Annotated in this window: 14 protein-coding genes; 10 read left to right on the top strand and 4 right to left on the bottom strand. The window is 59.3% G+C overall.

Annotation, left to right across the window (positions count from 1 at the left end; genetic code table 11):
- The first annotated feature begins 125 nt into the window (after positions 1-125).
- A complete protein-coding gene (gene aqpZ / locus ACR0I7_RS02825) occupies positions 126-815 on the top strand; it encodes an aquaporin Z (RefSeq protein ID WP_480508219.1) in 690 nt (229 codons plus the stop codon).
- Between the two features lie 202 nt (positions 816-1,017).
- Positions 1,018-2,307 carry a hypothetical protein gene (locus ACR0I7_RS02820; protein WP_480508217.1) on the top strand — a complete coding sequence of 430 codons (1,290 nt, stop codon included), beginning with the start codon at positions 1,018-1,020 and terminating at the stop codon, positions 2,305-2,307.
- A gap of 55 nt (positions 2,308-2,362) precedes the next feature.
- On the opposite strand, the gene ACR0I7_RS02815 is transcribed toward ACR0I7_RS02820, so the two are convergent.
- The gene (locus ACR0I7_RS02815) at positions 2,363-2,911 is read right to left on the bottom strand and encodes a peptidylprolyl isomerase (protein ID WP_480508215.1); all 549 of its coding nucleotides are present in this window, start codon (positions 2,909-2,911) and stop codon (positions 2,363-2,365) included.
- Complete coding sequence (locus ACR0I7_RS02810) at positions 2,904-3,410, bottom strand: peptidylprolyl isomerase (protein ID WP_480508213.1); 507 nt, start codon at positions 3,408-3,410, stop codon at positions 2,904-2,906. The genes ACR0I7_RS02815 and ACR0I7_RS02810 overlap by 8 nt, the downstream gene beginning before the upstream one ends.
- A 134-nt stretch (positions 3,411-3,544) precedes the next feature.
- On the opposite strand from ACR0I7_RS02810, the gene ACR0I7_RS02805 reads away from it, so the two are divergent.
- From ACR0I7_RS02805 to ACR0I7_RS02775, 7 genes are all read left to right on the top strand, one after another.
- Positions 3,545-4,735 carry a phosphoglycerate kinase gene (locus ACR0I7_RS02805; RefSeq protein ID WP_480508211.1) on the top strand — a complete coding sequence of 397 codons (1,191 nt, stop codon included), beginning with the start codon at positions 3,545-3,547 and terminating at the stop codon, positions 4,733-4,735.
- Positions 4,736-4,900: 165 nt separating this feature from the next.
- Positions 4,901-5,200, top strand: a complete 300-nt coding sequence (locus ACR0I7_RS02800; protein WP_480508210.1) for an FtsB family cell division protein — start codon at positions 4,901-4,903, stop codon at positions 5,198-5,200.
- A gap of 174 nt (positions 5,201-5,374) precedes the next feature.
- Positions 5,375-6,364 (top strand): pyruvate dehydrogenase (acetyl-transferring) E1 component subunit alpha, encoded by a 990-nt coding sequence (pdhA, locus tag ACR0I7_RS02795; protein WP_480508208.1) that lies wholly within the window; start codon positions 5,375-5,377, stop codon positions 6,362-6,364.
- Positions 6,365-6,378: 14 nt separating this feature from the next.
- Entirely contained in the window at positions 6,379-7,752 is a 1,374-nt protein-coding gene (locus tag ACR0I7_RS02790; protein ID WP_480508206.1) for a pyruvate dehydrogenase complex E1 component subunit beta, read from the top strand.
- Positions 7,752-8,012, top strand: coding sequence for a hypothetical protein (locus ACR0I7_RS02785; RefSeq protein WP_480508204.1), 261 nt, complete (start codon positions 7,752-7,754; stop codon positions 8,010-8,012). The genes ACR0I7_RS02790 and ACR0I7_RS02785 overlap by 1 nt, the downstream gene beginning before the upstream one ends.
- A gap of 1 nt (position 8,013) precedes the next feature.
- Complete coding sequence (locus tag ACR0I7_RS02780; protein WP_480508202.1) at positions 8,014-9,315, top strand: pyruvate dehydrogenase complex dihydrolipoamide acetyltransferase; 1,302 nt, start codon at positions 8,014-8,016, stop codon at positions 9,313-9,315.
- Between the two features lie 352 nt (positions 9,316-9,667).
- The gene (locus tag ACR0I7_RS02775) at positions 9,668-10,543 is read left to right on the top strand and encodes a LysR family transcriptional regulator (RefSeq protein WP_480508200.1); all 876 of its coding nucleotides are present in this window, start codon (positions 9,668-9,670) and stop codon (positions 10,541-10,543) included.
- 4 nt (positions 10,544-10,547) lie between these two features.
- Here ACR0I7_RS02775 and cysE read toward each other — a convergent pair whose 3' ends face one another.
- Entirely contained in the window at positions 10,548-11,357 is an 810-nt protein-coding gene (gene cysE / locus ACR0I7_RS02770) for a serine O-acetyltransferase (protein ID WP_480508198.1), read from the bottom strand.
- 85 nt (positions 11,358-11,442) lie between these two features.
- Here cysE and ACR0I7_RS02765 point away from each other — a divergent pair, with 85 nt between their 5' ends.
- Positions 11,443-11,781: a TraR/DksA family transcriptional regulator gene (locus tag ACR0I7_RS02765; protein ID WP_480508196.1), complete on the top strand. Its 339-nt coding sequence runs from the start codon at positions 11,443-11,445 to the stop codon at positions 11,779-11,781.
- Here the strand turns inward: ACR0I7_RS02765 and ACR0I7_RS02760 are convergent.
- The gene (locus ACR0I7_RS02760) at positions 11,762-12,058 is read right to left on the bottom strand and encodes a DUF7742 family protein (protein ID WP_480508194.1); all 297 of its coding nucleotides are present in this window, start codon (positions 12,056-12,058) and stop codon (positions 11,762-11,764) included. The genes ACR0I7_RS02765 and ACR0I7_RS02760 overlap by 20 nt on opposite strands.
- Between the last annotated feature and the right edge of the window lie 4 nt (positions 12,059-12,062).

Raw genomic sequence — 12,062 nt, 5'->3', positions numbered from 1 at the left:
CAGGTCCCCGCCTGCGGCGTTTTTAATTTCAGCTTTCGCCGCCAGATCGTCGGCCCGGACGGGTCAGTTTCACAAAATATCTTTTTTGACTAAACTGAACTCCATTGTTTTTCGGAGGGTTATTCATGTCATCAAAGCTTTTGGCCGAATTCTTTGGCACTTTCTGGCTGGTTCTCGGGGGCTGTGGCAGCGCTGTTCTGGCTGCTGGCGTCGCGGATGTCGGCATTGGGTGGCTGGGCGTGTCGTTGGCGTTTGGCCTGACAGTTCTGACCATGGCATTTGCGGTCGGCCATATCTCGGGCGGTCATTTCAACCCTGCGGTCAGTCTGGGCCTGATGATCGGCGGGCGGTTTCCCGCCAGCCAGTTGCTGCCCTATTGGATCGCGCAGGTGATCGGAGCCATTGCCGCCGCCGCGGTCCTGTATCTGATCGTCAGCGGCGCACCCGATTTCACCGGCGTGGGCAGCTTTGCGTCAAACGGCTATGGCGATGCCTCACCTCAAGGCTATTCAATGATGTCGGCCTTGGTGATCGAGATCGTCATGACCGCGTTCTTCCTTGTGATCATATTGGGCGCCACATCTGAACAAGCCCCCGTCCGGCTTGCACCGATTGCCATCGGGTTGGGGCTGACATTGATCCACCTGATCTCGATCCCGGTGACAAATACGTCGGTGAACCCGGCCCGCTCGACCGGAGTGGCGCTATTTGCGGATGGCCCTGCGCTGGCACAGCTCTGGCTGTTCTGGGTTGCGCCGCTGATCGGCGGTGCCATTGGCGCGCTGATCTGGAAGGTTATGTCACCCGACGACTGATCGCGGCCCCACTTGCCAACAGACGCCGCCCATCGGGCGGCGTTCTTGTCTGGAAAACACGTTTTGCCGACAGGTCAGCATTTCGGCTAGGCTGAACGCAACAATACACAGCAAAGATAAAAAAGACACATTCAAGCGCGGACAGGTTGATATTGCGAACCAAGCCATGACAATCCCGTCGCGTGAGCAAGAGAGTAAGTTCATGAGTTCCCGCCCCCGTTTCAGACGCCCCGCCTCCGCGATCCCAGCCACAACCGGCCTCATCGCCGTGGCTGCGGTGCCGACCATTCATTATCTCTGGCCCGCCATGCCGGAGGTTTCGGATCGCGATCAGACCGTCCTCTTTGCCTTGTGCATCTTTGCGCTGCTGGCCTTGTCCGAGATTTTCGTCGCCCGGACCCATCAGCGCCCCGGCAGCGGGCTGGTCTACAGGCCCCGGAACTTCGCTGACCCCAGATACATTCTGGATTTCCAGATCAAACTTGTCGGTCTGGCCGCCAGTTTTGCCTTGTTGGCGCTGTTCTATTTCTCAGTCGACCTGTATCGAGGTGACTGGTATCAACCGTTTTTCTCGCTTCTGGCCGACTATTGGTGGCTGATCCTGCCTATCGTGCTGCTGACCGTAACCGCCGTGCATTTCTCGATGCGCCACCCGCGCGATGGCATGTGGCACCTGGGACAGGTTGTGCTGAGCCTTGGCCGCCAATCCACCAATGCCCATGCGCTCAAGGTCCATTTGCTTGGCCTTGGCATCAAAGGATATTTCCTGCCGCTGATGTTCTGCTATCTGGTCTATGACTGGTCATTCCTGCAGTCGCGGTCACTGTGGAGCGCTGAGAGCTTTGCGCAGACCTACGAGTACCTGTACCGCTTTGCGTTCTTTTTCGACCTGACAATCGTTGTGATCGGATACGCAACGGCGACCCGACTGCTGACCTCGCAAATCCGGTGGACCGAAGCCACCGTCAGCGGGTGGCTGGTCTGCATCATCTGCTACGCACCGTTCTGGCAGCTCTTGTCGCGGAACTATTTCAACTATGCCGAAGATGGCTTTGCCTGGGGCAACTGGCTGTGGGACTATCCGGTGCTCTACGTCATGTGGGGCAGCACGATCCTGTTTTTCCTGGCGATCTACTGCCTAACCGCCGCGCGGATGGGCATCCGGTTTTCAAACCTGACCTATCGCGGTCTGGCCTGCGACTTTCCATACAACATCAGCAAGCACCCGTCCTACATCAGCAAGAACATCACCTGGTGGTTGATCTCAATCCCGTTCATCGCGGTTGATTTCTGGACCGGCATCGCAAATTGCATCGCCCTGCTTGGCGTCAACGCCATCTACACTTTCCGGGCCTGGCACGAAGAGCGCTGCCTGTCCAAGGCCCCATCCTATCGCGCGTATAAGCGGCATATCAACGAACAGGGCCTGCTGGCACGGATCAGGCGCGCGCTGTCTCCACACAGGCGACACGCGCCCAAACAGACCAGCTGAACCAGCATTTTCGGAAGGGGAAAGACCAGCGCCGCCAGGGCGCTGGTCTGATCGGTCACTCTACAACGGTGACCGTTTTCATAACGTCGGGCTGACCCACAACTGAGCCATTCTGACCCGCGCCACGCTTGATGGCGTCAACCACGTCCATGCCTTCGGTCACCTTGCCGACAACTGTGTACTGACCGTCCAGAAACGGACCGGGCTCAAACATGATAAAGAATTGCGAGTTGGCACTGTTGGGGTCCTGCGCCCGCGCCATGCCAACGACACCACGATCAAAGGTGATGTCCGAGAACTCGGCCGGCAGGTCAGGACGATCAGAACCACCGGTCCCGGCGCGACGCATATCCCCGCCCAGGCGACCATGTTCCACGTCACCGGTCTGGGCCATGAACCCTTCGATCACGCGGTGGAATACCACGCCATCATATTTGCCCTCAGCCGCCAGAGTTGAAATCTGTTCGACATGTTTGGGTGCGACGTCGTCCAGCAGGTCGATGGTGATCGTCCCGTTGGCGCCCTCTCCTTCGACCTCGATCTGCAGGCCGGTGGCCAGCGCAGGGCTGGCCATCAGGGCAAATGCGGCTGCCAGCTTATACATCGGCGGCCACCTTGACGCTGATCATGCGGTCGGGGCTCGCAGGCGGCTCGCCACGTACAATTGCATCCACATGCTCCATCCCGTCGATGACGCGGCCATAAACGGTGTACTGACCGTTCAGGAAATGGTTGTCCTTGAAGTTGATGAAGAACTGCGAGTTGGCCGAGTCCGGGTTCTGCGACCGCGCCGCACCCAGCGTGCCCCGGTCATGCGGCAGTTTCGAAAACTCAGCCGGGACATTCGGCAGCGACGACCCGCCGGTGCCCGCCATGCGCGGGTTGAACCCGTCTTCCATGTCGCCATGCTGCACGTCGCCGGTCTGCGCCATGAAACCGTCGATCACCCGGTGAAAAGCCACGTTGTCATATTCACCGCCGCGGGCCAGTTCCTTCATCCGGGCCGAGTGCTGAGGCGCCACGTCTGGCAGCAGCTCGATGGTGACATTGCCATCCTTCAGCTCGATGATGATTGTGTTTTCGGGATCTTTGATCTCGGCCATCTGGCCCTCCTGTCGTTTAGTCTTGGGCAAATACCTATTCGCCATGCGCACGAATGCCAAGTGACGCATTGACCTGAGGGCAAAATGCAGGAAAAGAACCGCCTAAACCTGTTCAAAATCACGAGGGCTGCGCGATGGGCTGGAAATCACTGGATGACATGGAGCTGAACGGCAAACGCGTCTTGGTGCGTGTGGACATTAATGTGCCGGTCGCTGATGGCAAAGTCACCGATGACACGCGCATTCAGCGGATCGTTCCAACCGTGCGCGACATCCTCGCCGCGGGGGGGCGGCCGATCCTTTTGGCCCATTTCGGTCGCCCCGGTGGCGAGCCGCGCCCGAACCTGTCGCTAAAGCAGCTGATCCCGGCGCTGGAGGCGGCGTTTGGCACCGCGGTCCGCTTTGCAGACGACTGCGTAGGATATGCGGCCGAAACCGCCGCCGCAGCATTGGCAGATGGCGAAGTGCTGCTGCTGGAAAACACCCGCTTCCACGCCGAAGAGACCAAGAACAGCGTTGATCTTGCCAAAGGCATGGCCAAGCTGGGCGATGTCTACTGCAACGACGCGTTCTCGGCAGCCCACCGAGCCCACAGCTCAACCGAGGCTTTGGCGCATCTTCTGCCCGCCTGCGCCGGTCGCCTGATGCAGACCGAGTTGAGCGCGCTGGAAAACGCCCTGGGCTCACCCAAGCGTCCGGTGACGGCTGTTGTGGGGGGGGCCAAGGTCTCGACCAAGCTGGACCTACTGGGCAACCTGATCGAGAAGGTCGACTATCTGGTGATCGGTGGCGGCATGGCCAATACTTTCCTGCTGGCACAAGGTAAGACTGTCGGCAGCTCACTGGCCGAACACGCCATGACCGACACCGCATCCGAGATTTTGGCCAAAGCAGATGGCGCGGGCTGCAAAATCATCCTGCCCCGTGACATCGTGGTGGCCAAAGAGTTCAAGGCCGACGCCCCGCATCAGGTCCTGCCCGTCGATCACTGCCCCGATGACGGCATGATCCTTGACGCGGGCCCCGACAGTGTGGCCGCAATTACCGAAGTTTTCGAGCAGAGCCAGACCCTTATCTGGAACGGCCCGCTGGGTGCGTTCGAACTGAATCCGTTTGATGCCGCCACCAACGCAGCTGCCCTGAAAGCAGCGCAGCTGACCCGTGATGATCAACTGATCTCGGTCGCCGGTGGCGGTGATACGGTCGCAGCGCTTAACGCCTCGGGCGCGGCTGCGGATTTCTCTTACATCTCGACCGCTGGCGGCGCGTTCCTTGAGTGGATGGAAGGCAAAACCCTGCCCGGCGTTGCAGCGCTGGCAGATTAACGCCGGATCACAGCGCCCCCCTCGGCGGGGCGCTTCTTATTTTCGACTCACACACTAACTTTTTGCAATTTCAGGGATTCACATCCCGAATCACCTGTGACATAGTGTTTTCAGATGCCCGAAAAGGGCACGTTTTGAGGCAGAGTTCATACGGCGGTAAACAGAGTGTCCCGTTCCAATCGGCCCGGTTTGGGCGCAGTTGTTTTCTTTACAGTATCCTTCATGCTGGGTGTCTATTTCACCTTTGCAGCCGTTCAGGGCGACTATGGCCTTTTTCGCCGGGTCGAGATTGCAGCGGAACGGGATGCCCTGACCCGCGATCTGGCCGGGCTGAACTCTGAAATCGCCAAGATGGAAAATCTGACCCGCCGCCTCTCCGACACCTATCTTGACCTCGATCTGCTGGATCAACAGGCCCGTTCGGTGCTTGGGATGATCCGCGCGGATGAAATCGTCATCCGCTAACTCCCAAGATCGCGACACCTGCCCCTTTAGGACATCGTTTGAAAAACCTTTGTCACCACGCCGGCATATGACGGTTCGGTCCTTGCGTCACATTAGCACTCGCCAGATTGCCCCAAATGCTTTACAAGATAGTTTAATGCTAAACTATCTTGCCGAGAAGGGGAGATCGCCACGATGGCCGCGCGAAAAAGCACAAAGAAACCAAATGTTTCGGCGGATGAGCTGAAACTCTATTACCGCGAGATGTTGCTGATCCGTCGATTCGAGGAAAAGGCCGGTCAACTCTATGGCATGGGTCTGATCGGAGGTTTCTGCCATCTCTATATCGGCCAAGAGGCGGTTGTTGTCGGTCTCGAAGCAGCTGCCGAAGATGGCGACAAGCGCATCACCTCGTATCGCGATCACGGGCATATGCTGGCTTGTGGCATGGATCCCGGCGGCGTGATGGCCGAACTGACGGGGCGCGAGGGCGGGTTGTCCAAGGGCAAAGGCGGCTCGATGCACATGTTCTCGAAGGAAAAGAACTTCTACGGTGGCCACGGCATCGTCGGTGCGCAGGTGCCGCTGGGTGCGGGTCTGGCCTTTGCGGACAAATACAAGGAAAACGGTCGTGTCACCTTTACCTATTTCGGGGACGGCGCCGCCAACCAAGGGCAGGTCTATGAGACCTTCAACATGGCCGCCCTGTGGGACCTCCCCGTGGTTTTCGTGATCGAGAACAACCAGTACGCTATGGGCACGGCGCAGGCGCGCTCGACATCTTCCCCTGACATTTATCACCGCGGCCAGGCGTTTGGGATCCCCGGCGAAATGGTCAACGGCATGGACGTTCTGGCCGTCAAAGAGGCCGGAGAAAAAGCCGTTGCCCACTGCCGCGCGGGCAAGGGGCCGTATATACTGGAAATCAAAACCTACCGCTATCGCGGCCACTCGATGTCGGACCCGGCCAAATATCGCACCCGCGAAGAGGTACAGAAGGTTCGCGAACAAAGCGACCCGATCGAACATGTGCGCGAGCTGCTTCTGGGCGGCAAACATGCGACCGAGGATGACCTGAAAGCGATCGACAAAGAGATCAAAGAGATCGTCAATCAGGCCGCCGAATTCTCGAAAGAAAGCCCCGAGCCGTCGCTGGACGAGCTCTGGACCGACATTTACGCCTGAGAGGACGATTAGACATGGCAACCGAAATTCTCATGCCCGCACTGTCGCCCACGATGGAAGAGGGCACATTGGCCAAATGGCTGGTCAAGGAAGGCGACACCGTATCCTCGGGCGATATCATGGCCGAGATCGAAACCGACAAAGCGACAATGGAGTTCGAAGCGGTCGATGAAGGCATCGTTGGCAAGATTCTGATCGCGGAAGGAACAGAGGGCGTCAAAGTAAACACCCCCATCGCGATCCTCGTTGAAGAAGGCGAAGATGCCACCGCCTTGCCCGCGGCTGCCCCCGCAGCCGCAGCGGTAGCCGAGGCCGCCCCAGCGGCGGTTGAGGCTCCCGCTCCTGCCGCAAGCGCGCCTGCAGCTCCTGTGGTCGACTTGTCACCAGACTGGCCCGCAGATGCGGAAATGAAATCCGAAACCGTCCGCGAAGCGCTCCGTGACGCGATGGCTGAAGAGATGCGCAGCAGCGAAGACGTCTTTCTGATGGGCGAAGAAGTCGCCGAGTATCAGGGCGCTTACAAAATCTCGCAGGGTCTGCTGGATGAGTTTGGGTCCAAGCGCGTGATCGATACCCCGATCACCGAACATGGCTTTGCTGGCATCGCCGTCGGCTCGGCCTTTGGCGGTCTGAAACCGATTGTCGAATTCATGACTTTCAACTTCGCGATGCAGGCGATCGACCAGATCATCAACTCCGCTGCTAAGACGTTGTATATGTCGGGCGGTCAGATGGGTTGTCCCATAGTGTTCCGCGGCCCCAACGGTGCGGCGGCGCGTGTAGGGGCGCAGCACAGCCAAGACTATGCCGCCTGGTATATGCAGGTGCCCGGCCTCAAAGTGGTCATGCCCTATTCCGCAGCCGATGCCAAAGGCCTGCTGAAATCGGCCATTCGCGACCCGAACCCGGTTGTGTTCCTTGAGAACGAAATCCTCTACGGTCGCAGCTTTGACGTACCACAGGTCGACGATCTGACCGTGCCACTGGGCAAGGCCCGCATCTGGCGCGAAGGCTCGGATGTGACTATCGTCAGCTTCGGCATCGGCATGCAGTTCGCGCTGGAAGCCGCCGACAAACTGGCCGAAGAGGGCATTAGCGCCGAGGTCATCGACCTGCGCACCATCCGCCCGATGGACACGGGTGCAATCATCAACTCGGTGATGAAAACCAACCGTCTGGTCACCGTAGAAGAGGGCTGGCCGCAGGGCTCAGTCGGCAGCTACATCAGCTCGGTCGTGATGCAGGAAGCGTTCGACTATCTCGATGCGCCTGTCATCAATCTGACGGGTAAGGACGTGCCAATGCCCTACGCCGCGAACCTGGAAAAGCTGGCACTTGTGACCACCGACGAAGTGATCGCAGCCGTCAAACAGGTGACCTACCGGTAATGGAGATCAGGGGCCGCGATCCAGCAACCGAATGCTACCGTGTCGAGATTTTGCTCGACAACCGCACGGTCGCCGCGCTTGTGCCCGAACGGCTGGCCGCAGACATGCGGCTGATCGGCGCGCGCCCCTCCCACCAGACCGCCTATGTCTGGATGGCCGAGAACACAGATAAAATCGAAGCCGCGATTGCGACCCTCGCGCGTGGCACCGGGCGCCCAAGGGCGCCCTTTGACCAAATTACTCTGATTGAGGAGCGCTGAGATGCCCACCGAAATCCTGATGCCCGCCCTGTCCCCCACGATGGAGGAAGGCACGCTTGCAAAATGGCTTGTGAAAGAGGGCGACGCCGTCTCCTCCGGCGACCTTCTGGCCGAGATCGAGACCGACAAGGCCACGATGGAATTCGAGGCCGTTGACGAGGGCACCGTTGGCAAGATTCTGATTGCCGAGGGCACCGAAGGCGTGAAGGTGAACACCGCCATCGCGGTTCTGCTGGAAGATGGCGAAAGCGCCGATGATATCGCGGCCACACCTGCCAAGGCGCCTGAGGCAGCACCAGCCGCCGCGGGCAACGAGGTCGCCGCGCCAGCGGCATCCGAGGCGCCCGCCCCTGGCCCGGCGGCACCTGCCAAGGCCGATGGCGGTCGTATATTCGCCTCTCCACTGGCCCGCCGCATTGCCGCGCAAAAAGGTCTCGATCTGGCGCAGATTGCAGGCTCGGGCCCCCATGGCCGCATCGTCAAAGCCGATGTCGAAGGGGCAACCGCCACCGCACCCACACCAGCCGCCGCATCTGCACCCACCGCAGCACCAGCAGCTGCCGCACTGACAGGCCCATCGGCAGATATGGTTGCGCGGATGTATGAAGGTCGCGACTACGAGGAAATCCAACTCGACGGTATGCGCAAAACGATTGCGGCGCGCCTTGCAGAGGCGAAACAGACCATCCCGCATTTCTACCTGCGCCGCGATATTAAGCTCGACGCGCTGCTCAAGTTCCGCAGCCAGTTGAACAAGCAACTCGACGCCCGCGGTGTCAAACTCAGCGTCAACGACTTCATCATCAAGGCCGTCGCCAATGCGCTGCAACAAGTGCCCGAATGCAACGCCGTCTGGGCAGGCGATCGGGTGTTGCAACTGAACCCCTCGGACGTGGCCGTGGCCGTCGCCATCGAAGGCGGGCTGTTCACGCCGGTCCTGCAGGACGCCGACACCAAATCACTGTCCGCACTGTCGACCGAGATGAAAGACCTCGCCGCCCGCGCCCGCGACCGCAAGCTGGCCCCGCATGAATATCAGGGCGGCACCTTTGCAATCTCGAACCTCGGCATGTTCGGCATCGACAATTTCGACGCCATCGTGAACCCACCTCATGCGGGTATCCTTGCCGTTGGAACCGGCCAGAAAAAACCAGTTGTCGGCGAAGACGGAGAGCTGACTGTCGCCACCGTGATGTCTGTGACCATGTCGGTCGACCATCGCGTGATCGACGGTGCTCTGGGCGCACAATTGCTGCAAGCCATCGTGGACAATCTGGAAAACCCGATGGTCATGCTGGCCTGATCACAGCGCGACCCGCCATTACTTACAAAAGCCCCGACGCCCGCGCGTTCGGGGCTTTTTCATTATGGCTCAAACGACCTAAATTACAGTGTCGATACGCCTACTCACCCGCAAACGCGCGATCAGACCTCTTAACGCGCAACATCGACCTGATCTGCGCGAGCAAGCGCGAGACCAAACACAAAACCGCGTAGCCTTCTCCAAGATCATAATACTCTTCTTCTGATAATGGCTTTTTCGGCGGCAGAGCTAAAATTGGGGACATTAGAAAGCCTCCTCTTTTTTGACTCTGACAAGGTATCGCGCCTAAATGGTGATATCTGCGCCATTAACTGCAACGGGCATTTCACTTTTGAAAAACATTAGCTGGGACGATCTACACCTATTCTTACATGTTGCCGAGACGGGCGGCCTCAGCGCAGCCGCGCGGCGCACCGGGGTCAGCGCACCAACACTGGGGCGGCGCATTCTGTCATTGGAACATCAGACCGGGCATGTTTTGTTTCACCGCTCGCAGACCGGGTACGCGTTGACCCGGACCGGCTCCGAACTGTTGGCCCGTGTCCGCGCGATGCAAGCGGCGGCCTATCCGGTACAGGAGATACTATCGGACCGGACCGAAACCGCCGTGATACGCCTGTCGAGCGGCACCGGAACCGCAGGTTTTCTGGCCGACAACTACGCCCGCCTCAGCAAACCCGGCGATACCTTTCGACTGAACTTTGTTACCACCGAATCCGTGCTGGATATCGCCCATCGTGAAACCGATCTGGGCATTCGCAACAGGCCCGCCGACGGAGGCATTCTTGCATCGCGCAAGCTGGGAACCATCTGCTTCGCCCCCTATTGCAGCCGCAGCATCGCCCGACCCGAGGCGCTGGAATGGGTGGGTCTGGATCAGGCATCTGCCAAACATCCCTCGGCGCATTGGGTCCTGTCGCAGGGCAATGCGATCCGGGTGATGGCGAGCTCGGTCTCAACCGTTCATCAGTTGATTAGATCTGGTGCCGGAAAAGGCGTCATGCCCTGTTTCGTCGGCGACTGCGACAGCAGCTTGTCCCGCGCCGGGCCCGCCATAGACGAGCTTACGGAAACCGTGTACCTCGTCATGCATGACGATGATCGCCATCGCCCAGCCTTACGCAGGGTGATCGAACGCATCGCTGACCTTTACCGCGACAGCGCCGCGCTTTTGGCAGGTGAGCGTTCGATCCGAGAAGTACTGTAAGAGGCTACTGGTCTTTGCCCAGCATATGATCCATCGAAATCGACGGCTGATCGCATCCGGCTTCACCGACGATCTTAGCCGGGATACCTGCTACGGTCTTGCAGGCCGGCACCTCTTGCAGAACAACAGACCCCGCCGCGATACGACTGCAGTGGCCGACCTCGATATTGCCCAGAACCTTGGCGCCCGCGCCGATCAGAACACCGTTTCCGATGGTGGGGTGACGCTGCTCTTCTTCTTTACCGGTTCCGCCCAGCGTGACCGAATGCAACATCGAAACGTTATCGCCTACCACTGCAGTTTCACCGATCACAATGGAATGCGCGTGGTCGATCATAATGCCTTTGCCGATCTTCGCCGCCGGGTGGATATCGATCCCGAAAATTTCGGAAGACCGCATCTGGAAGAAATAGGCAAGATCATACCGTCCCTTGCGCCACAGCCAATGTGCCACGCGATAGGCCTGCATCGCCTGATAGCCCTTGAAATAGAGAATCGGCTGCAGCAACCGGTGGCATGCCGGATCGCGTTCATACACAGCCATCAGATCGGCACGTGCGGCTTCCAGCAGGCTTTTGTCATCGGTATAGGCCTCGTCCACGATTTCACGCAGGACCATCATCGACATTTCATTTGAACACAGCTTCGCCGCAACCCTATAGGACAAAGCACGTTCCAGGCTGCGGTGGTGCAGGATACAGGCATGTACCAGCCCGCCCATCAGCGGCTCTTTCTCAACCGCCGCCAAGGCTTCGGATGTGATGCGGTCCCAAACCGGGTCCACCGGGGTCACTTGCGTGCGCGTTTCAAACATGGCTTTGATCCTTTGCTGCGCCTAGAATAGCCATCTAGGGGCTAAAAGGCCAAACGCAAACCCCTGATGAGCAACACAACAAAAAATGAACGCCACCGATCTGCAGAAATTCGAAACGCTTATCTGTGCCCAACTGGCTGAGCTGGAACAGAATTCCGCGGCCGGTCAGCAGGCACAATCGGTGGTGGAGTTGGACCAGCAGGCGGTGGGGCGCCTCAGCCGTATGGACGCATTGCAGAATCAGGCGATGGCCAAAGCACAGCAAGCCCGCCGCGATCTGGAGACCCAGCGCCTGCAGGCCGCCCTCACCCGCATTCAAGAGGGTGAGTATGGGTATTGCGAGGATTGCGGCGCGGATATCCCGCATGGACGGCTGCTGCTTGATCTGGCGGCCAGCAAATGCGTCAGCTGCGCCTCTGGCTAAGCTGAAACCGGATCAGGTGTCGTAAAACAGTCTCGAAACAGGAACAATAATCGGTGTCGTCAAAGGCCGGCTCATCCTCCAGCGGGCGGCTGCGGGCCGCCGCCATCAGCGACCCGTTGCCATAGACGGGATGCAACCGCCCGGTGCGCAGCACATGATGATCGGCAAGCTCGGCCTCGGCAATCATGCGTGCGCAGAGCCGGTTGCGATCCTGCTGTGGCAGGGCCAACAGAACCCGTGCCGCAGCGCTGATATCTCCGTGCAGAACGGGGCGCACCGCC

The sequence above is a fragment of the Ruegeria sp. AM1 genome, assembly GCF_056540745.1.
The sequence above is the reverse complement of the archived record's forward strand: the minus strand, read 5'-3'. Positions and strand labels throughout refer to the sequence as shown.

Coding starts and splice junctions, on each gene's coding strand:
- aqpZ (WP_480508219.1), top strand. CDS start 126: ATGTCATCAAAGCTTTTGGCCGAATTCTTTGGCACTTTCTGGCTGGTT.
- ACR0I7_RS02820 (WP_480508217.1), top strand. CDS start 1,018: ATGAGTTCCCGCCCCCGTTTCAGACGCCCCGCCTCCGCGATCCCAGCC.
- ACR0I7_RS02815 (WP_480508215.1), bottom strand. CDS start 2,911: ATGTATAAGCTGGCAGCCGCATTTGCCCTGATGGCCAGCCCTGCGCTG.
- ACR0I7_RS02810 (WP_480508213.1), bottom strand. CDS start 3,410: ATGGCCGAGATCAAAGATCCCGAAAACACAATCATCATCGAGCTGAAG.
- ACR0I7_RS02805 (WP_480508211.1), top strand. CDS start 3,545: ATGGGCTGGAAATCACTGGATGACATGGAGCTGAACGGCAAACGCGTC.
- pdhA (WP_480508208.1), top strand. CDS start 5,375: ATGGCCGCGCGAAAAAGCACAAAGAAACCAAATGTTTCGGCGGATGAG.
- ACR0I7_RS02790 (WP_480508206.1), top strand. CDS start 6,379: ATGGCAACCGAAATTCTCATGCCCGCACTGTCGCCCACGATGGAAGAG.
- ACR0I7_RS02785 (WP_480508204.1), top strand. CDS start 7,752: ATGGAGATCAGGGGCCGCGATCCAGCAACCGAATGCTACCGTGTCGAG.
- ACR0I7_RS02780 (WP_480508202.1), top strand. CDS start 8,014: ATGCCCACCGAAATCCTGATGCCCGCCCTGTCCCCCACGATGGAGGAA.
- cysE (WP_480508198.1), bottom strand. CDS start 11,357: ATGTTTGAAACGCGCACGCAAGTGACCCCGGTGGACCCGGTTTGGGAC.
- ACR0I7_RS02765 (WP_480508196.1), top strand. CDS start 11,443: ATGAACGCCACCGATCTGCAGAAATTCGAAACGCTTATCTGTGCCCAA.